The organism is Rhodobacter sp. 24-YEA-8, assembly GCF_900105075.1.
In the GTDB taxonomy this organism is placed as follows: domain Bacteria; phylum Pseudomonadota; class Alphaproteobacteria; order Rhodobacterales; family Rhodobacteraceae; genus Pseudogemmobacter.
This window is the reverse complement of the sequence record NZ_FNSK01000003.1, coordinates 190467-210137: the sequence shown is the minus strand read 5'-3', so window position 1 is coordinate 210137 and position 19671 is coordinate 190467. Positions and strand designations below refer to the sequence as shown.

Sequence of the window (19671 nt, the reverse complement as noted above, 5' to 3'; positions counted from 1 at the left end):
CCCGACGGACGGCACCTGAATATGGGCCTCATGGCACAGGTCATGTTTTCGGGCCGGACTACGCGCGAGCCTCGGCAAAGGTCACAAGCCTGCCCTCTTCCTCGTCCCAGAGATGCAGCCGAACCGCAGCAATGCTCTCGCTGATGGTGAGCCGTTGAGCCTCTGCCAGTTCGCGGTGATCCCGGATGACCTCTGGCAGCCGGTAGAATGGAATCCGGGAATACAGGTGATGCACATGGTGGATGCCGATATTTCCGGACAGCCAGCGCAGCGGCTGCGGAAGCACGTAATGTGAACTGCCCTCGAGCGCCGCATGGTAGAGTTGCCAGTGCTTTCCGCGGGACCAGTGGGTCTCTTCGAACTGGTGCTGAACGTAGAACAGCCAGACCCCGATTGTCGCCGCCACGACAGAGGTGGGCATGAAGATCATCAGAACCGGCATCAGGCCGCCGAACCATATCATCAGGGCCAGGGCGATCCCGATCATCGCATTGGTGCCCATGGCCGAGGTCCAGTATCGCCAGCCCGATTTCATCAAGCCGAAAGGCAACCGGTTTTGTAGGATGAACAGGTAGCCGGGTCCCAGCAGGAACAGCACAATCGGATGGCGATACATACGATACATGAGGCGGCCGAAAGCCGGGCGGGCCCGGTATTCTTCGACGGTCAGGGTCAGAACATCACCGATTCCGCGGTGGTCAAGGTCACCATGATGCGCGTGATGGATCGCGTGGGTGCGTTTCCAAACGGCATAGGGTGTCAGGGTCAGAACGCCAAGGCTGCGACCGAGCCAGTCCTGTGCTTTCCTGTTCGACAGAAACGCGCCATGCCCGCAGTCATGCTGAATGACGAAGATCCTGACAAGGAACGCACCATTCAGAAGCGCCACAGCCAGCGCCAGCCAGGCACTCACAGAAAGCGCCGCCCAGGCCAGCACCCAAAGCGCGACGAACGGCACAAGCGTTACTGCCAGTTCGAACAGGCTGCGCGCCATCGTCGGTTCGCGGTACCGCGCAAGGACGCTGAGCCATGCGCGCGCAGTGCGGGGAAGCGCCGGGGCAGGCCGACCTGTTTGATTTGTCATCTGTGCCTACACATCTTCTCTCCGGCAACGTGAGGAGAGAGTTCTCCGGCCCTGGCAAAAAGCCATTATGTCAGCGGTCTGTTCAGGCCCCATCCGGTTAACGGGCAGAGGCGGGGTTTTCAACCTCCAATGCAGTGCGAACTGCGGTGCGCACAGTCGGCAAACCGCCGCTTTCGCCCTCCTTGCCGCAGTTTCCGGCTTCGCCAGCCTGATCTGGCGCCGCGTCTGGCAGGTGAATCCGGGAAGCAGGACGGCGCTTTTCTCCACGCAAGGTTGCGTGTCGGTTCCGTCGACATCGGATCTCGGCATGCAAACTACAATCGGCAGCCCAGCCGATCGCAAACTTTATGAATGTTCTTGACCGCCGCGCCGCCGACGCCCAACCTCTATGGAACTCGCCCGCGATCACGCCCGTTCTTCCGAAGGCGCAATCAGCACATTCGTCTCTGCAGTCGACATAGTGTTTCCGGGCGCGGGGTACGCTCTGCCGCAACCGCATATCCGATCGCTCCGCGCCCTCTGCCCAGGGCCCGGATGTCGTTACACGCTCATAAACCGGAGACTCGATGCTGATACGCTATGGTTACGAAATCGCCCTCACCTGCTCACAGCCCACACCGCTGGTCTGCCTGCTCGAGGTGCACGAAGATCGTGCGGCAGATCTGCGCAAACCCGAAACCTTCTTCACGACCCCTGCCGGGCTGACGAATTCGACCTACCTTGACCTCTATGGGAACCGTTGTCGCAGGCTGACCGCGCCCGCCGGGGATCTGACGATCTGGGGTGATGCCACCATCGCCGACAGTGGTCTGCCTGACCGCGTCCTGCCCGAAGCGCGGGAGGTATCGGTGGTTGATCTTCCTGATCATTGCCTGGTCTACCTGATGGGCAGCTGCTATTGCGAAACCGACCGGCTCAGCCAGACGGCCTGGGATCTCTTCGGTGCAGTCGCGCCCGGCTGGGGGCGGGTTCAGGCGATCTGCGACTATGTGAACGGACATATCCAGTTCGACTAAATGCAGGCCCGCGCTACACGGACGGCATTCGAGGCCTGGCAGGAGCGCATCGGCGTGTGCCGCGATTTTGCGCATCTTGCGGTGACGCTTTGCAGGTGCCTCAATATTCCCGCCCGCTACGTCAACGGACATCTGGGCGATATTGGCGTGCCGGTGGTCGATCCGATGGATTTCAGCGCATGGATGGAAGTCTGGCTTGATGGGGCGTGGCACACGTTCGATCCGCGCAACAACAAACCGCGGATCGGCCGGATCGTGGTGGCGCGGGGGCGTGACGCAACCGATGTTCCCCTGATCAATTCATTCGGCCCCCATGTCCTGAAATCCTTCCGGGTCTGGACCTACGAGGTGGCACAGTGAAAGAAATATCGCCACCGTCCTGGATAAAATTCCGCTGCGGCATGAGTCGAGTGACCGCTTCGAGGAAGGCGGCAATGCAGCATCAATAGAGGCCGAGCGGCAGGTAAGGGCCGATCTTTGTTGCGAGCGGCTCGGCGACTGGACACAGGTTGTAGTTGCATACGTCTTGCTTATGGAAAGTCCACTGGAAACACATCACTCCCAGATGTCATGACGTTGACTCCCAATTAACATGAGTGATAGTTCCAATCTGCAAGGATCGGGAGTGGGCATGTACGAGCGGTTCGTTACGCAGCGCGTGGAAGAGGTGCTGACCGATACCCCGGTGGTCCTCATCGTCGGGCCACGGCGGGCCGGCAAGACCACGCTGGTACGCAAGATGGGCGAGGTCGGGCGCAGGTACATTACACTCGATGACCAGACCGTTTTGGAGGCGGCCCGGACAGATCCTACAGGCTTCATTCGTGGCCTTGACCTTGCGATCATCGACGAGATACAGCGCGCGCCCGACCTGCTGCTGGCGATCAAGAAATCCGTCGACGAGGACTATCGCCCCGGGCGGTTCCTACTGACCGGCTCTGCCAATGTCCTGACGCTGCCTCGCGTGGCCGACAGCCTTGCGGGGCGGATGGAGACCATCCGCATGTTGCCGCTGGCCCAGGCCGAGATCGAGGGCAGGGCGCCGACGTTCCTGGAGCAGTTGTTCGACGGCAAGCTGCCAAAGTGCCAAAGTCCGATCCTTGGCGAGGATCTTGTCAGGCTGGTGCTTCGAGGCGGCTACCCGGAGGTGATCAGCCGCGAGAGCGAGCGGCGGAGGCAGGATTGGGCGCGAGCCTATCTTACCTCGATCCTGACGCGCGATCTCAGGGATATCGCCGATCTCGAGAAGCTGACTGAACTGCCAAAGTTTGTCCGGCTGCTGGCCGAGCATGCCGGGCAGTTGGTCAACTACTCCCAGTTTGGGGCCGCCATCAATGTCACGCACAAAACGGGTCAGCGCTATGTCGGCCTGCTGGAGCAGGTTTTCCTGGTCACGACGCTACAGCCCTGGTTCACCAACGCGCTGAAACGCATCGTCAAGACGCCAAAGCTGCACTTTCTGGATTCCGGTCTTCTCGCCGCCGTGCGCGGGATGACCATCGAGCGAGTGAAGGCCGATCGCGGCGCTTTCGGTGCCATGCTGGAGAACTTCGTCTTCGCCGAGGTTATGAAGCTGATGTCGGCTTCCGAATTGCGGCTCAACCCCTATCACTTCCGCGATGGCCAGATGCGCGAAGTTGACATCGTGCTGGAGCGTGACGACGGAATGATCGTGGGGATCGAGGTCAAGGCAAGCGCCACAGTGAAGTCCGGTGACTTTGGCGGCCTCCGGGCTTTGGCTGATGCTTGTGGCGACCGCTTTGCCTGCGGTGTCGTACTCTACGATAGCGCGGACGTCGTTCCGTTTGGGGATCGTTTCGTCGCGGCCCCCTTGTCCTGCCTCTGGGCATGAATGCGGGGCGAGTGGACTTGGGAGCGGGGTTTCCCAATACACAATAATGGGTTACGCTAAGCGGCGAGCTTGGGGATCTGGCGCTCGACCAATCGCAAGTATCGTTGGTTGCACGCCCCCGCAACCAGAAATCCTACACTTACATCAACCTCCTGTAACAGGGAGGTTTTTTGCTGTCCGGACGCCAGATCCGCATTCAGGCTCAAGGCTAGAATGCCCGCAAGATCGCCGTGAAGCGTCAAATCGAGCGTGAACCGCTTGCCTTTGGTCGGAACAGGCGTCGCCACTATCTTCGTGATCAGACCCCGGATTGCCTCCCGCGCCTCGGATTTGCCGAAGGGCTCCGTCAGGCCCGTGATCAGGCTGCGGATGCGGTCGTGATAGGTGTCCGCCATCTTAGGGTGGATGCGGATCGTAGAGCCGGGGGCAGGGGAGGTGGCCAGGTCTTTCTCCAGCAGTTTCTGGCGCGTCTCGAGCTGTTCCATCTTCGCCTTGATCCGTTCCGCCGGGGTCCCAGCAAGGAGCGCGTTCACCAGGATGTCCTGATCCCGGATCACCTTGGCCAGTTCCTGTTTCTTCGCCGCCGTGTCATCGACATGGGTCGCGGCGAGGCGGTTGCGCTCGGCGATGTATTCCGCCGCGAACACCTTCACCAGCTCCGGATCCATGAGGCGCTCCACGCATCATCGGGTCCAGCGCGGGGCGCCGTTCGGCATGTCCGTCCGCGCGGGTCCCCTGCCGGTGCGGGCCCTGCTGACCCTCGTTATCGAAGACCAGCCGCACCGCACGTTCGCCCAACTCACCGCAATGGGCTATCAGCTTCGCGGATGTGAACCGCTGCGCGGGGCGCCCATTGCTCCGTCGGCGCAACCGCGCCAAATTCAGCCGTCGGCTCTGGCCTCAACTGGATGAGCATCGGGGGTCACAGCGCTGCACGAGAAACGTCGCAGGATCTCGGCTAAGTCACGTTTGGGGGAGAAGCTCACCTGTATCCATAACCACTGGGAGGGGTGACAGACCTTCCTCACAGCCGGCCGCGTCGAGATCGACAGCAACCGCGTGGAAACCTGATGTGACCCATCGTCCTGAGCCGCAAGAATGCGCTCTTCGCCGGCCATGATGAGGGTGGCATCGCCTGGGGCCGCCTCGCGTCGCTGATCGGGACCTGCAATATCAACGGCGTCGAGCCCTTCGTCTATCTCAGCACAACACTGACCGGGATCGCCGGTGGGCATCCGCAGAGCAGGCTCGGCGACCATCTGCCCTGGAATTTCAAAGCCTGAAGGCGGGCGCAGGTGCGGCACAGCGACCGCTTACAACGAACCGCGACGCCTGAGCGCCTTGTTATATGCGGGCCAGGTCAGCGTCTTGCAGGTCGGTGTGTTCGCTCTGCTTATCCAGCCCAGCTACCACGCTGGATTCACAAGATGAATCCAGCACGGGATTTGTGCAACAGAGCCCGTCAGACTGGACCAGCCGCAGCGAGCAACGTCAGGGCAGGCCTCGGATCGCATGGTAATCCGAGGCCTCGAAATGGGACATCGCCATGGTCATTGATGCCAGGTTGCCAGGCCAGGTGGCCTTATTATGTCCCTTGCTGTCCTGCGCATAGTTCACGCAGCCCCCCGCCACCACGGGCGACTTGTCGAGGATCTCATCAGTTGCGGCCTTCCAGGCGATCTCTGCTTCATGGGTGACCTCGACAGCGCGCAGGTCGTGTGCTTGCAGATATTCCATCACCCTGATCACATAGGCTGCAACGCCCTCGCCGGGGTAAAGTCCATTCCAGATCTGACCATTCGGAGCCGGGCCACCAACCAGGTAGAGGTTGGGGCAGCCCGCAACCGAGATTGCCTTATAGGCGCGGGGGTGCCCTGCCTGGAAGCTCCCGACACTCTGACCATCGCGCCGTTGAACCAGATCAAGGATATGCCCGCCGAAATAGAAGCCGGTGGCCAGGACGATGGTATCGACCTCGAACTCCCTGCCACTGGCGGTCACAAGTCTGCCGTCTTCGATCCGGGTGACTCCTTCCGGCACCAGCGTGACATTCGGATTTCCAAGTGAGCGATAGTAATTGTCACTGATAACCGGGCGTTTACAGCCGAGCGCATGATCTGGGGTCAGATGGGCACGCAGCACCGGGTCAGGCACCTCATCCGCCAGGAATTTCTGCGAGATCTCCAGGTAGAACGCACTGTTTGAGCCCACAAAGACGTCATTCCAGGCGGTTTCCTGCATCTCGATGACTTCGTCGCGCTGCTTTTGCAGTTCTGCCGGATCTGACCGAAGGGCCTGCTTTTCCTCGGCACTGAGAGCCCGGTTGCCCTTTGGCAGCATCCATGTCGGGGTGCGCTGGAACTGGTAGACATGATCGGCAGTCTCTTGCATCGCAGGAACGATCTGCGCGGCCGAGGAGCCACTGCCCAGCACGGCAATCCGCTCACCCTTGCCGGTATAGCCCGCAGGCCACCGCGAGGAATGGAAGCTGGCCCCCCGAAAGCTGTCGAAGCCCGGCAGATCTGGCGTCACTGCCTCTTCCAGAAAGCCAGTGGCCAGCAGCAGATGATCTGCAGCCATGGAACCGCATGTTGTCCCGACAATCCAATGGGCGCGTGTCTCATCCCAGCGGGCATTGGTCATGGCACAGTTGAAGATCGTGCGCTCATAAAGCCCGCCGTCGCGCGCCACTTTTTGCAGATAGTTCTTCAGCTCGGGCTGTGTGGCATAGAGCGCCGACCAGTCGGCATTGAGGTCGAAGCTGAACTGATAGGCAGCGGATTTGCAATCAACCTCGCAGCCGGGATAGGTATTCTGCAACCAGGCGCCGCCGAAATCATGATGTTTTGTGATGATGCCAAGGTCGCTGTAGCCGGCGCGGATCAGCGAGACCGCCAGAGCAATGGCATTGCCACCCGATCCGACAACAAGCATCTTTGTATGTTTTACAATAGCCTCATCCATTCGAACCTCTTTTCACCATATTGGTCTCAGACACCTGTGCCCGCTAATTGGACGGCGGATAGATTTTCAGCGGTCGGATTTCGATGGTGCCATATTGTGCCGGGGGCAGCAGCTTTGCATATTCCGCCGCCGCCGCCGCATCAGCGACATCAAGGATGTAATAGCCTGCAAGCTGTTCTTTTCCTGGCAGATATGGGGCTTGCCCGAGCCTGACGGAACCGCCACGCAATTGCAGAATGGTGCTGGTTTCCGCCCCCTGAAGCCCGGCGCCGGCACGCCAGACGCCATCTGCTTTCATCCGTTCATTGGCGCGAAGATAGCTATCGACCATTTCGCGAAAGCCCGGCGCATCACGGGCGGGCTCCAGATCGGGGTCACGATAAACCAAAATCATGCAATCCATTTTGCCTCTCCAGGATTTCAGGCTTTCTTCATCAGTAATTCGCGCAGGCGAGAGCCGCCCGTTGCAGCAATCAACACGCTTCCCGCGAAAAGCTGTTGCGAATAGGCAGGCGCGCCGATCAGCAAAAGGCCCAGCGTGCCGGTGCCAATAATATAGACGCCGATTACCGTTCCGATGATGTGAAAGCGGCGATGCGCGAGGGTGACATATCCCAGAAACACGGCCGCAAAGGCGGGCAGAGTCATCGATGCCCCGAACAGGGGCGTCAGTGATCCCTGGCGCGAGGTATAGATGAAGCCGCAAAAGCCCGACAGCACAGCGCAGATTACAAAAGCCAGCACTACCTGCCGCTGCACGTGGATTCCGGCCATGTGGCTGGCCTCACGATTGCTGCCCACGGCGTAGAAGTAGCGGCCGGTCGCAGTATAGCGCAGCATAAGGACAAGGATCGCGGCGATCACCAGCATATACCATACCCCGGCCTGCAACCCGGCAAAACGCCAATTGCCATACCAAAGGATTTCGTCGGTAAATCCTTCAAATACCACCGAATTTCCGGTGATCCACAGGCTTGCACCGTCTAACAGGCTGGCAGTGCCGATGGTGGCGATCAGGGCGGGAATGTTCAGAACCGTCACCAGAAAGCCATTCAGAAGGCCAACGCTCACCGCTACAGCAACCAGTGTCAGCAAGGCGAGCGGCATAGAAAGCCCCACTTTTGTTGCCAGCACGGTGACGAGCGCCCCGCCGAAAGAGGCCATGGCAGCCGTTGATATATCGAATTCGCCCACGATCAGCACAAGCGTCAGCCCGGAGGCCAGAATCGCCAGCAGTGCCCCGTCATTCAGGGTCGTGACCAGGTTCTCGACAGTCGGGAAATAGCTGGGCTCGGCAATCGAGAAACCTGCAATCAGCAGGAGCAGGAAAATCACGGGACCCGTTCCTTCAATTCGCAAGCGCGACGATCTGGTGGCCCGGACCTCTGCGTCAGTGGCGGATTCGGTCATTTCTCAGACTCCATGACGTGAGAAGATTGCAAAAGATGCTGCAAAAACCGATCTTTCGAGATATCGGCACCCGTCAGTTCCTCGCTGATGCGACCGCCCTTCAGCAAAAGAACGCGGTGGCTCAGCGCCTCCAGTTCATCCATTTCGGAAGAGACCACAATCGTGGCAACACCCTCGGCTGCGAGGCTGCGGATCGCCTCGTATATTTGCGCCTTCGAGGAGATGTCGACGCCATGGGTTGGCTCATCGAGCAAAAGCAAGCGAGGCCGGCCCAGGAGTGCGCGGGCGAACAGCACTTTTTGTTGATTGCCGCCAGAGAGCTGCATCATTGAAGCGCTGATATCGGGCATCCGGACCGCGAGGGTATCACACATCTCGCTGGCGATACGGCGCTCAGCCCCATGATTCAGCATTGGGCCGCGCGAAAACCGCCGCAGCCAGGGCAGAGTAATATTCTGCCAGATCGGCAGGGCGGCGACATATCCGTCCTGACCGCGCTCCTCGGTGATCATGACGATGCCTGCCTTCAGCGCGGCCGCAGGCGAGGTAAATCTGACCGGGCGATCATCGAGCCTGATTTCGCCGCTGCGACAGGGCACGGCACCGTAGAGCATGCGCAAAAGCCGCGAGCGTCCCGAAGCACCAAGACCCCCGATCCCCAGGATCTCTCCGGGCATCAGATCGAAGCTGACAGAGCGCAGCCGCGCATCGCCCAGATTGCGGACAGACAGGAGAGGGCGGGCAGAGGTCGCAGCCGCGCGGGGCGCTTTACGGGCAAAAAGATCGGTCATATCCGCGCCGACAATCATCTGCACCAGATCATCCTGGGTCAAGCCGGCGACATTGCGGGTGCCGACACTGCGCCCGTTACGCAGGACGGTCGCGCGATCGGCCACGCGAAAGACCTCCTCCAGCCTGTGACTGACATAGATAACTGCGACACCCGTCTCGCGCAGCGTCCGGATCTGCGAAAGCAGCATCCTGACCTCGGGTTCTGACAGCGAGGCCGTCACCTCATCAAGCACCAGCAACCGGGGTTTCTGGCGCAATGCCCGGGCCAGCGCAACAATCTGGCGCTGATGCGCCGAGAGACTGTCCAGCGTCAATCGCGGATCAACAGGGAGTTGCAGCCGCGCCAGCGCAGCCTGACAATCGTCATGCCCGGCCTTCCAGTCGATCAGACCAGTGCGCCGACGTGGAAAGCCACGCCCAAGCAGATAATTCTCGGTGATTGAAAGATCGGGGACGAAGGCGGGGCGCTGATGGACGAAACCGATCCCGGCCGCTATCGCCTCGGAGGGATGGCGGAAGGTGACCAACTCGCCCGCAAGCCGGATCTCACCCGCGTCCGGCATGTGGTCGCCGGCAAGAATACGGATCAACGTCGACTTTCCGGCACCATTCTCGCCCAGCAGGGCGTGAACCTCGCCCGGACACAGATCAAAGCTGACGGCACGCAGGGCATGGGTTTTGCCGAAGCTTTTGCTGATCCCGGTGGCCGTGAGCGTATGGTCTGCATTTGCCATGGAATGTCTCCGGCTCGGGAATGGGGCGTGCGGTTCTCCGGATGCCACTCAGTTCCCGCCGGCCCACATCGCTTTGAAATGGGCCTTAAAATCCAGGCCCGGGTCATAGACACCACCTGCGACGGCATTTGCAGCTGTGGTGAGTTGCAACGGGAAGTCGTGGTGAACGCCGACCTCGGATTTGTTCAGCGCGCGGTTGCACTCGTCAATTCCAGCCCAGGCAGCCCATTCTAGGCCCCAGCTGATAGTGGCGGCCTGTGCCTTGTCCCCGAGGATCGAGCTGATCGCGACCGGTTCGCCGTCAAAGGACAGACCATGGATTTCGGTTCGGTCGCGCTGACGCATGGTGGCAAGCACCGGTACCAGCGCCTCGTCATAAGGGGTCAGAACCCATTGGAAACTGTCTTGCGGGTATTTCGTCAGCAGTGCCTGCGTTTTGGTCACCAGATCCGGAGCACCGGCGCCAACATTAAATTCGACTTCCTCAAGAACGACAGTGGTGTCGCCGCCATATTCCGCAAGATAGTCCCGGAACCCCTGCAGCCGCGCGCTGAGTTGCGGGAAGGCCGGCGCGCCAAGGAGGACCACCTTGCCACCACCATTCGCCACCACATAGGCCGCAAGCAGCTTGCCCGCTGTTGCCTGATCAATCCCGTAACCGACATCGCCGCCATAGGGCACCGGGTCGTCGGCAAAGCTGACCACGAAGGCCACGCCCTTTTCCTTGCCACGCTGGATCTGGGCACGGATGTCACGCGCAGGGCTCGCCAGCAGCAGCACACATTGCGCCCCCTTGTTCAGTGCGGCATCCACCCCACGCTGTGCTGTCCCTGGGTCGCCCCTGGTATCGATCGGGATGACCTTCCAGCCAATCGCCTTGGCGGCTTCACTCGCATAGGCGAGGTTTTTCTGGCAGACCGAGAGCGAAAGGGGACAGGGCATGACCGCAACAGTCACATCCCTGGCCGGCGGCGGCGAGCTTTCAGGCCCGGCCCAGATCACGGCACCTTTGCCCATCTCATCGAGCGACATGACCGATTTCGATGCCTGTTCCACGACATCTTTTGCAAAAGCCACCGGATCCTCCTGCGCAGCAGCAGGCCCCGGCGCCAGCACGAGGACAGCACCTGCCGAAAGAGTCAGCCGCCGGAGAAAAGCATTGCGGATTTTCATTCTCAACTCCCTGTCCTGGGCTCTGTGGCCCGGTTGTCTGATCACAAGTCACATGCAGTCAGCGGCATCTTGCGCGAAGAAGGCCCGCCGGGGCCGCAAGCCTGGCCGGTTCACAGATTGAAAGCCGCATCTTCGGTGACGCGAATGGCGGTCTCAGAGGCTTTGAATGCCGCGCATGAAGGCTGGTTGCGAAAGGGTATCGCGGTAACTCTGGCGCATCATGCTGGGCACCCAGTCAATTGCTGGGTCAATCTCGACCTCGACACTGCGGATCCCCTGCATTGCGGTCAGCCGTTCCTCGGCCTGGGTGGCGAAGCTGGGGGCCATCATGCAGCAGGGCGAGGTCAGACGCAGAAGAATATGAACATCAATCCCTTCGGGGCTGTCCTTCAGCGTCAGTTTTTTAATCAGTCCCATGCTGACCAGCCCGACCGGCATACCGATCCCGGCGCTGCAGGGGTCAACCACCAGATCGAGTTCGGCTTCGACGCGAGAGACGTAATCATTCATGGCTCACCACCTGACGCGCTTTGGACCAGGGCGTGGAGAGCCCGTTCATACGGTCGAATTCATCCCCGCTCGCCTCGGCGGCCATGGCCGCCACATCAAGCCCGGCAATCCGTGCCTGGGTGCCGCCCAGCATCATCCGCTTTGCCTCATCGGTGATGGGGTCATAGCCGTAGCCCTCCTGCAAGGAGTCCGGGATCTGGAAGTTCCAGAAGGCCTCCAGGAAAGGTTGCGGATGGACCACCGGCACGCCGGTGCCCCAGACGATGCGATCCGCCGCCCCGGCCTGCATCAGGGCCCCCAGAATATGGGCCAACCTTTCGGGAGCACGCAGGATCAGGGCGCTGCTGCCCTCAAGATTGATCGTCATATTCGGCGCATAGCTGGCCTTCATGACGGTATCTTCCAGAAAGGCAAAGCCACCGTGGAAGATCTCAAAATTCAGTGCAGGAAAGGAGGTTGTTGCGCCCAGGATGTCATTCATTCCGAAAAATTCATGCGCCTGGGGGGTGAACGGGATCGCCTTATGCATGGCCACCGTGGTCAGACCATGTTTCAGCATCCTCTCATAAAGCGGGAACATCAGTTCCTCGTCGTCAAGACGGACGCCGCGCACTTTGCCATCCACCAGATCCGTCGGGTAGAATTTGAAGGCGGTAACCTTGTCCTCTTCGATCAGCTGGTCGATGGCCTCCAGCGCATCGGGACGATAGGGGCTGATCGCCGCATAGAGCGCCACCCGGCCCGGCCAGCGGTCACGCATCTCCTTGCCGGTTTCAATCGGGCCGCCACCATCCCTGAAGATCGGAAACAGCGGCAGCGCGTGATAGACGCAGGCATCGATATCGCTTTCGGCAAAAAGCGAATGGGCCAGCAGATCGGCGGTCTGCATCGCATGTTCGCTTTCGGGCAACAGCCACTTTTCGCCCTCGGGCGAGAAGTACTTATGGATGCCCCAAACCCCGTCTGAGGCCATTTTGCCATAGCCGCCAGGAACCCAGTTGTCCTCGCCGTAGTGATAGGTATGCGCGACCCCGTCGATCACGAAAAGATCGTCCGGCACGGCTTCCCAGGGGCGTCCGCCCGAAATCCGCATCGCAAGCTCAGGGTTCAGTTCCCGCCCGAAGGCGTCGCTCCTTACTCTCGCCATTCGTTACCCCCCCCACTGGGTAGCGCCATGTCCATCCATTGCGCCACCTGGCCGGACCCTTCGGGTGTTATAATTTATTTAAGTTTAAATTAATTGCTCAGGCGCGCCATGTTTTTTGCGCACTAAAACCCTTGCGATTGCGCACAGGTCAGCAAAGTGATGTTGACTGCCCTGCGCGCAACCGGCTGGGGCTGATGCCGTATTTTCTTGAGAACAGCTGGCTGAAATAGCCCGCGTCGTTGAACCCGTTGGCATAGGCTATTTCACCGATCGAGCGATGGGCGTGGGCGGGATCGCTGAGAAGCAGATGGCAGATTGCCAGCCGCTGGTCCTGGATCCAGCGATTGACCGAGGTGCCGGTATCGCTGAACAGCTTATGCATGTAGCGAACCGAGATCCCGGCGTAAGCAGCAATCTGCCCGGCGCCGAGGTCGGGGTCCGAGAGATGCGAAAGTACAATGGCGCGCAGCCTTTGCAACATCTCACCGCCCGCGCAGGAGACCCCTGGCCGCGCGTCCTCGGCTTCGGAAAACATCACCAGATCCAGCAGTGCCGAGGCCAGCAGGTGATGCGCCGGCTGCCCCATCGCGCCGGCATGTTGCCTCGTGGACAGGATCATTGCCGAGGTCATGGCGCTGGTTCCCGCTTTGCCGCGATAGGCACGGGCGCAGATGTTCTGCGTGACACCACCGCGCCGCTTCAGCTCTGCCCGCGGCAGACGGATGGCGATGCGGCGGGCAGGCTGGCTGAAATGCAGCTCTGATGGCAGAGAGCTGTCGACGATGGCGAAATCACCCGGGTAAAGTGTGATCTCCCGGCCGAGCTGGCGCAGGGTCCCCGCGCCCTCGACCTGCAGTGTCAGAAAATAATCATGCACCGTATCAGCCGCGATATCAGTGCTGGTGCGCTCGACCTGGATCGGCTGGAATTGCAGATCGATCAGCCCGAGAAAGGCGAAGCCTGAATAGCTGATCTCGCCAGAGAATTGCCGGGTGTCCGCCGGCGTAACCGACAGCCTGCCGAAACACTGTTTCGCCGCCGCCCTGAACCTGACAAGCAGGGCGCTGTCATCCTCTGAGGCGGAAACGGTTTGCATCGGCCTGTGCAACCCCCGGGGAAACCTGTGTGCGATACTCTAGGATCACCCGGCCGACTGTCAACATTTCTGCACAGATGAGGCGCACCGCCATCGGTATTTACAGCCGGGCAGTATGAGCGCAGCCTGGGCGCTGAAATGGTGCATCGGAAGGGAACACGTCATGTCACCCGATCCTGACCGGATTTTCGTAAATGGCAATTTCATCACCATGGACTCCGCCAATCCCACGGCGGAGGCGGTGGCAATCATTGACGGGCGTTTTGTGCTGGTCGGCACGAATGACGATGTTCAGGCTCTTGCCGGGCCGGACACCGAGCGGATTGACCTTGCCGGGCAAACGGTGATCCCTGGGCTCTTCGACTCGCATCTGCATCTCTACCTCGCCGGGATCGAGGCAGCTCGGGTGCCACTGATCGACTGCCGGTCAATCGCCGAGCTCCAGGAGGCTATTTCCTGTCGCGCCCGAGCGACGCCCAAAGGCGGCTGGATCATTGGCGCGATGGGCTGGCATGAAAGCCTCCTGCGTGAAAACCGCCTGCCGACGCGCGACGAACTTGACGCAGCAGCACCCGATCACCCGGTCTTTGTTCCGCGCGGCGGTCATGTCGGCAGCGGCAATTCAAGGGCGCTTGAACTCGCCGGCATCAGCGAGGCGACCGCCGATCCACCCGGTGGCGTAATCGTACGAGAGGCGGGCTCGCAACGCCCGACCGGGGTGGTGCTGGAAGCCGCCTGCTACCTGCTGCGAAAGCCGCTCCCCCCACCTGAGAGGGAGGAGGCGCTGCTGCGCGATGCAATGGAAAAGCTGAACAGTTACGGCATTGTGGCAACCATGGATCCGGGCCTGAACCGCCATCAGATGGGGCTTTACGAGGCTCTGCGTGCGCGGGGCGAGGTCACCGTTCGCACCGATCTGATGTTTCGTGCCTATGGCCTGGCGGATACGCTGAATGGCCTCGCGATCCGGGATTTTCAGGATGATCAGTTCCTGCGCTATGTGGGTATTAAGTTCATGCTGGATGGTGGTGTTGAAGGCGCCCTGCATTACGACCCCTATCAGATCGTGCCAGGCGAACAGAATGACCCGGAATATCGCGGTCTGTCTTTGCTCCCCCCCGGTGGCGAGACCGAGTTTGTCGCAGCGCTTGAACTGATCGCGCAGGCAGGTATGCAGGTTCAGACCCATGGCGTCGGCGACCATTGCATCGATATCATTGTGGACAGCTATCTGGCCGTTGCCCGTACTTTCCCGATCAACGGCCTGCGCTGGACGGTGATGCATATGCATAACGCGCCCGCTGGGATTTTTGCACGATTGCGCGACACTGGTATCCACGTGATGGTGCAGGACCAGAGTGTATTGCTGGGCGCCAATAAGGTGAAATGGTGGGGCCGCAAGCGGGCCGAGTGGTCAACACCGATCCGGCGCATGCTGGATGAGGGCCTGCTGGTCGGTGCGGGAACCGATGCGCCGATCCTGCCGATCAGCCCGTTCATCTGCATGTGGTGGATGGTGACGCGCAAGACCCTTCAGGGCGATTGCCTCGGCCCGGATCAGGCAATCACGATCAGCGAAGCGCTCGAACTCTATACCGTCAATAACGCAAAGATCATGGGGGTCGCCAGTGAGCGGGGCGCGATCATACAGGGACAGCTTGCCGATATGGCAGTGCTGGATCGGAACCTGCTTGCGATCCCGGAGGATGAAATCCGTGACACGACCGTGGTAATGACGGTGCTCGGAGGCCGGGTGGTCTATCGGGCAGCACTTGGGTGAGAGGCCCCCTTGCGTCCTTCTGCGCGGTATTGCCGGTTACAGTCAGTCCTCTCTCAAGATCTGATGGTGTGATCACTTGGCTGGAACGGAAGGATGGCCTGCAGGAATAGGTTGTCATGACAGAGGTTGCTGCGGAAATCTGAACAGCCGGGATAAGGTAAACGGTGTGCTCGAGCCAGTCGGAAACATCCCGCCAGCCGAGGCCGAGGCAACCTTCTGTGCTGCTCTGGAAACTGAGTTCATAGCGCGTTGTTAACCATAATCAGCGTCCGGCAAACCCGGTGCGGTTCAGTGCGCTCGCGTTCACGGCCTCAAGTGCCACGCGCGCTTTGAAGCCTGCGTGATGGTTCCTGCGCTTCCGCATTCCTGATCTCCTTGTCCTTAAAGACCAGCAAACTTTAGATCGTAGCTCCCGACACTGTCCGATTGCCGGGGAGTAGCTCAGTGCTTGGAAAGTGAACCCTGCGAAAGCTCTTTGCCACGTTCCGAAATCCACAGGGCGTCGTTGCTTTTACCATCGAGCGGGGTAGTACGGTGGACGTTCAGGTAGTCGTAAAAATGCTGTCGTAAGCGAGGCGGGAGAGGCATTTTTGCCGCTCGTTTCATCTTCATGTCCTCTGCGCGGAACCGGACACCCCTGCAAGTCCAAGCCGTTGCTGCACGAGAGGTTTGCGTGCGAGGTAAACCGGAGCCGGATCATCCAAACTCGAAGAGGCCGAGTTGTAAATGCTGGCGGTGCCAGATACCGTGGCGACCATTCCCGGGCCAATGGTCAGCAGCGCAGTGTCATTCAAGATGCATGATATCATGCAAGGCATGCGGGTGGGCGCAGGCAGGGTGCCGGACGGGCAACTTCGCGGTCGCGGAACCGATGGGGGTTGGCCTCTGCCCGGCTTCCATCCGCTCGCGACTGTATCGGCGTGGCCCCTGTCGCCGGGCCGTGGCCTGCCGATCTCGCAATGTGTGCCGTCACGCCCGGTATTCGACCGCAGACAGGAACAGGACCGTTTCCTCTGGGTCAGACCGCCCGGCGCCTTTTTACCAGGCCTGACAGTATCTGCGCGGGCGTCTCGTTTTACGCGCGGCCACCTGGCGGATGTCGTGCGCCATGACGGCACCGATGTCTGCGCAGGCCGTGATCCCCTGAACGAAGGGCCGGTCATGCATCAGCCATGGAATTGATCCCAGCCATATCTGGCCGACGAAATCAGCGCAGTCGAGCAAGGTATAATTCTCATCGACCTGCGGGATCTTCTGCGCTCCGCTTCCGCACGCATCGTGCGCACGGTGGCGAGGCTCAGGAGCGCTGGGCGTCTGGTGATGAACGCCACCACCTCCTGCAAGACCGCGATCGGCCAGAGCACCGCCACCGGCATCTGGCGTTTCGGTGCGGGCGTGCCGGTGACCTCGGCGTAGATCTTCACCAGGTCGGGCATGGCGATGTGATGACCGGCTGCGAGGTAATGTTCCCCCCGCCGCCCCTTTTCGGCGGCTGCGACCAGCGCGAAGGCCACATCGCAGGCATCGACAAAGGCGAAGGTTCCGGGCGGAATGCCGGGAAGCGCGCTCTTCAGGTAATCCAGCGTGAACTGGCCCGCCGCCGTTGGCCCCAGATCGCCCCGCCCGTGCATCCAGCCAGGCATCACAAAGGCCGCGAACATCTCGGGGTGGTCGCGCAGAAACGCCTGCACCACCGCATCCGACTGCATCTTGCTGCGGTAGTAATCGTCGGCATCACGGGGACCCCGCTTCATGCTCTCGTCGATCAGCTCGCCGCGCGGACCATTCACCACCGCAATCGAGCTGGTATGGATGAACCGCCGCACACCCGCTGCATGGGCCGCCGCGATCAGTTCGGCGGTGGCATCGACGTTGATCCGCTTGAGCATCGCCCAATGCTTGCCGCCGCCATAGCTCTCGCGGAAATAGGCGGCGGTGTGAAAGACCACATCACAGCCAGCCAGCGCCGGGGCAAAGCCCGCGACATCCTGCATGTCGCCCTCGATGATCTCCAGCCCCGGGATCTGCCCGAACTGCGCTTCGGCCTTGGCCCGCGACCGCGCAAGGGCGCGCACCGTCACGCCGCGTGCCAGCAAAAGCCGCACGAGGTTATTGCCGAGAAGTCCGGTGGCGCCGGTGACGAATGTCGTTTGCATCGGGGATCCCGTCCGGCGCGGAATGCGCCCTGTCGCCCCCGAAATAGCGGCATGGAGCTTTGCGCAGAACGCATGCCGTGGCAAAACGGGTTTGCGATGACGCAAAGCAAAGGGGTGGCAAGATGAATTGGGATGATCTTCGCCTGCTGCTGGCGGTGGCGCGGCGCGGCAGCTTTCTGCGCGCGGGCGAGGCGCTTGGCATGGCGGCCTCGACGCTTTTGCGCCGGATCACCCAGTTGGAGACCGGGATCGGCGCAGCGCTGGTTGAACGCGCCGCCGATGGCACCAGGCTGACGGCCCGGGGGGCCGCGCTGGTTCAGGCCGCGCAGGATTTTGAATCGGCACTGACCCAGACGCCAGAGGCCACGGGTCTTTCGGGTCGTGTCAGGGTGACGGCGGGCGAGGGATTTGTCGGGCCGGTCACGGATGCCGCGAGCGCATTCACCCGCCAGCATCCCGGCTGCACGGTGGATTTCACCGTGACACCAGATCTGGTGAAGCTCTCGCAAGGAGCATCGGATGTCGCCATCCGCACCCTGCATCAGGGAGAGCCATCTCTGATCTATCAACGGCTGCCCGATGTGGGTTTCGGCATCTTTGCTGCGCGCGAGATGGCATTGCAGCCCGATGCTGCGCCTGAGACCATCCCGATGATCGGGCTGCTGCCCCCGATGGATCAGCTGCCGCATATGAAGGCCGCGCTGGCGGCGGGGTTCATCAATACCCGCATCCGGGTCTCGTCCTTTGCCGCACAACTGGCGGCGGTCAGGCAAGGTCATGGCGCGGCAGTGATCCCTGGCGCGTTGGCGACCGGACTGGCTGAACCCTTCCCGGAGGTGGTTTTGCCGGGGCTGCAGGTGTTTCTCGTGAACCGCCCCCAAGCGCTGCGCCAACCGCATATCCGCGCATTTGTCGAGGTGCTGAAACATCGGTTCGCCTCGCCTTGAGGCTTTCGCGAGAACCGAAGTACAACCTATGAGCTATGAAACTGACGGCCTTGCGGCGAAGATCCGGTCCGATGTCTGTATCTTCCATTCAAGTCGCAACAGCGCATTTTGCATCGTGTTATCGTATATCGGCCGTCCGGCTTGGTTGTTCCCGAAGGTCTCTTTGATGTCAGAGGAGCGTCATGAACTGCTTCAGCCAACCAAACAGGCCTGATGGGCGGGCCGGACTGGCGCTGTCACCAGACAGGCATCGGTGCGCCTCTGCCAGCGCAATACCAGCGAAGGCGCCGCCCGATACGGGGCACCGGGTATCATATGGGATTTTCAACCCCAAGGACCGTCAGTTTATGACGTGCCCCATCGCGTGCTTCCCAACTGAAATGCGCGCCGTTGCGAAGGCCGATAAGCGCGATGCCGATTGGCGTTGCAACTGAGACTTTCGCCGCCGAAATGTCGGCCTGTTCAGGCAGAACCAGCGTGATGAGCTGATCTTTTCCGGTTGTGTCATCGCGGAATCGCACATGGCTACCGAGACCAATCGCGTCAGTTGGAACTTCCTGCACCGGAAGGGTTTTTGCTCTGGCGAGTTCATCGAAGAAATGAGCAGCCAGCGCCTGATTGCGGTGCTCAAGGCCTTCGGCCAGCTTTTCGAGGATCGGCATCGTCTCTTCGGAGATCACGATATCGGGCGGAGGCATATGTTCGGACATGTAAAGGTTCCTCTTTGGGCCATGAGATAACGCGGTTCATGCGTTCGTGTTCGGGGATGATATGAAGAAGCGGAAACAATCTTCGCCCTTTTGGGGCGCTTTCCCATGAGCCTGTCAGCAGGCCGGGCGCAGAGATCGTTTCTTGCTCATGCGGGTCAAGCTGGGGTCTTGCCGGGCGGAAGTCAAGAAACCGCAAGTTTGAGGTCAACGGGCGGGGGCCGCGTCGGCCTGCTCTGTCGTGACCTGCCCTAAGGATTGTGTGGACAGTGTTGCCTGTGCGCCCCTAGGCTGATCCGATTT

At 60.8% G+C, this 19671-nt stretch carries 18 protein-coding genes; 6 read left to right on the top strand and 12 right to left on the bottom strand.

What is annotated here, in order from left to right:
* Positions 1-58: 58 nt before the first annotated feature.
* Positions 59-1084: a fatty acid desaturase gene (locus BLW25_RS20045; protein ID WP_092903446.1), complete on the bottom strand. Its 1026-nt coding sequence runs from the start codon at positions 1082-1084 to the stop codon at positions 59-61.
* 566 nt (positions 1085-1650) lie between these two features.
* Between BLW25_RS20045 and BLW25_RS25395 the strand changes: the two genes are divergently transcribed.
* The 3 genes from BLW25_RS25395 (at position 1651) to BLW25_RS20035 (ending at position 3952) form a co-directional block, all read left to right on the top strand.
* A complete protein-coding gene (locus BLW25_RS25395; protein ID WP_366268537.1) occupies positions 1651-2100 on the top strand; it encodes a transglutaminase-like domain-containing protein in 450 nt (149 codons plus the stop codon).
* Positions 2101-2460 carry a transglutaminase-like domain-containing protein gene (locus BLW25_RS25390; protein ID WP_366268535.1) on the top strand — a complete coding sequence of 120 codons (360 nt, stop codon included), beginning with the start codon at positions 2101-2103 and terminating at the stop codon, positions 2458-2460.
* Between the two features lie 271 nt (positions 2461-2731).
* Positions 2732-3952, top strand: coding sequence for an ATP-binding protein (locus BLW25_RS20035; protein ID WP_092903444.1), 1221 nt, complete (start codon positions 2732-2734; stop codon positions 3950-3952).
* 56 nt (positions 3953-4008) lie between these two features.
* Here BLW25_RS20035 and BLW25_RS20030 read toward each other — a convergent pair whose 3' ends face one another.
* Positions 4009-4620, bottom strand: coding sequence for a hypothetical protein (locus tag BLW25_RS20030; RefSeq protein ID WP_253188598.1), 612 nt, complete (start codon positions 4618-4620; stop codon positions 4009-4011).
* A gap of 411 nt (positions 4621-5031) precedes the next feature.
* Between BLW25_RS20030 and BLW25_RS25385 the strand changes: the two genes are divergently transcribed.
* Positions 5032-5235 carry a transposase domain-containing protein gene (locus tag BLW25_RS25385; protein WP_366268563.1) on the top strand — a complete coding sequence of 68 codons (204 nt, stop codon included), beginning with the start codon at positions 5032-5034 and terminating at the stop codon, positions 5233-5235.
* Between the two features lie 208 nt (positions 5236-5443).
* Here the strand turns inward: BLW25_RS25385 and BLW25_RS20020 are convergent, their stop codons facing one another.
* The 8 genes from BLW25_RS20020 to BLW25_RS19985 form a co-directional block, all read right to left on the bottom strand.
* Positions 5444-6916, bottom strand: coding sequence for a flavin-containing monooxygenase (locus BLW25_RS20020; protein WP_092903442.1), 1473 nt, complete (start codon positions 6914-6916; stop codon positions 5444-5446).
* Positions 6917-6959: 43 nt separating this feature from the next.
* A complete protein-coding gene (locus tag BLW25_RS20015) occupies positions 6960-7310 on the bottom strand; it encodes a YciI family protein (protein WP_171909667.1) in 351 nt (116 codons plus the stop codon).
* Positions 7311-7336: 26 nt separating this feature from the next.
* Positions 7337-8251, bottom strand: a complete 915-nt coding sequence (locus tag BLW25_RS20010; protein ID WP_171909666.1) for an ABC transporter permease — start codon at positions 8249-8251, stop codon at positions 7337-7339.
* Between the two features lie 71 nt (positions 8252-8322).
* Entirely contained in the window at positions 8323-9852 is a 1530-nt protein-coding gene (locus tag BLW25_RS20005; protein WP_092903436.1) for a sugar ABC transporter ATP-binding protein, read from the bottom strand.
* 48 nt (positions 9853-9900) lie between these two features.
* Positions 9901-11025 carry a sugar ABC transporter substrate-binding protein gene (locus BLW25_RS20000; protein WP_092903433.1) on the bottom strand — a complete coding sequence of 375 codons (1125 nt, stop codon included), beginning with the start codon at positions 11023-11025 and terminating at the stop codon, positions 9901-9903.
* Between the two features lie 153 nt (positions 11026-11178).
* Positions 11179-11535, bottom strand: coding sequence for a metal-sulfur cluster assembly factor (locus BLW25_RS19995; RefSeq protein ID WP_092903431.1), 357 nt, complete (start codon positions 11533-11535; stop codon positions 11179-11181).
* Complete coding sequence (locus BLW25_RS19990) at positions 11528-12682, bottom strand: amidohydrolase family protein (RefSeq protein WP_092903429.1); 1155 nt, start codon at positions 12680-12682, stop codon at positions 11528-11530. Before BLW25_RS19990 ends, BLW25_RS19995 begins: the two co-directional genes overlap by 8 nt.
* Positions 12683-12830: 148 nt before the next feature.
* Positions 12831-13778 carry an AraC-like ligand-binding domain-containing protein gene (locus tag BLW25_RS19985; protein ID WP_092903427.1) on the bottom strand — a complete coding sequence of 316 codons (948 nt, stop codon included), beginning with the start codon at positions 13776-13778 and terminating at the stop codon, positions 12831-12833.
* Between the two features lie 163 nt (positions 13779-13941).
* Here BLW25_RS19985 and BLW25_RS19980 point away from each other — a divergent pair, with 163 nt between their 5' ends.
* Positions 13942-15558, top strand: coding sequence for an amidohydrolase (locus BLW25_RS19980; RefSeq protein ID WP_171909665.1), 1617 nt, complete (start codon positions 13942-13944; stop codon positions 15556-15558).
* 1166 nt (positions 15559-16724) lie between these two features.
* Here the strand turns inward: BLW25_RS19980 and BLW25_RS19970 are convergent.
* Entirely contained in the window at positions 16725-17714 is a 990-nt protein-coding gene (locus BLW25_RS19970; protein ID WP_092903421.1) for an NAD-dependent epimerase/dehydratase family protein, read from the bottom strand.
* 77 nt (positions 17715-17791) lie between these two features.
* Between BLW25_RS19970 and BLW25_RS19965 the strand changes: the two genes are divergently transcribed.
* Positions 17792-18661 carry a LysR family transcriptional regulator gene (locus tag BLW25_RS19965; protein WP_216279440.1) on the top strand — a complete coding sequence of 290 codons (870 nt, stop codon included), beginning with the start codon at positions 17792-17794 and terminating at the stop codon, positions 18659-18661.
* A gap of 311 nt (positions 18662-18972) precedes the next feature.
* Here the strand turns inward: BLW25_RS19965 and rnk are convergent, their stop codons facing one another.
* Complete coding sequence (gene rnk, locus BLW25_RS19955; RefSeq protein ID WP_092903415.1) at positions 18973-19371, bottom strand: nucleoside diphosphate kinase regulator; 399 nt, start codon at positions 19369-19371, stop codon at positions 18973-18975.
* Positions 19372-19671 lie beyond the last annotated feature (300 nt).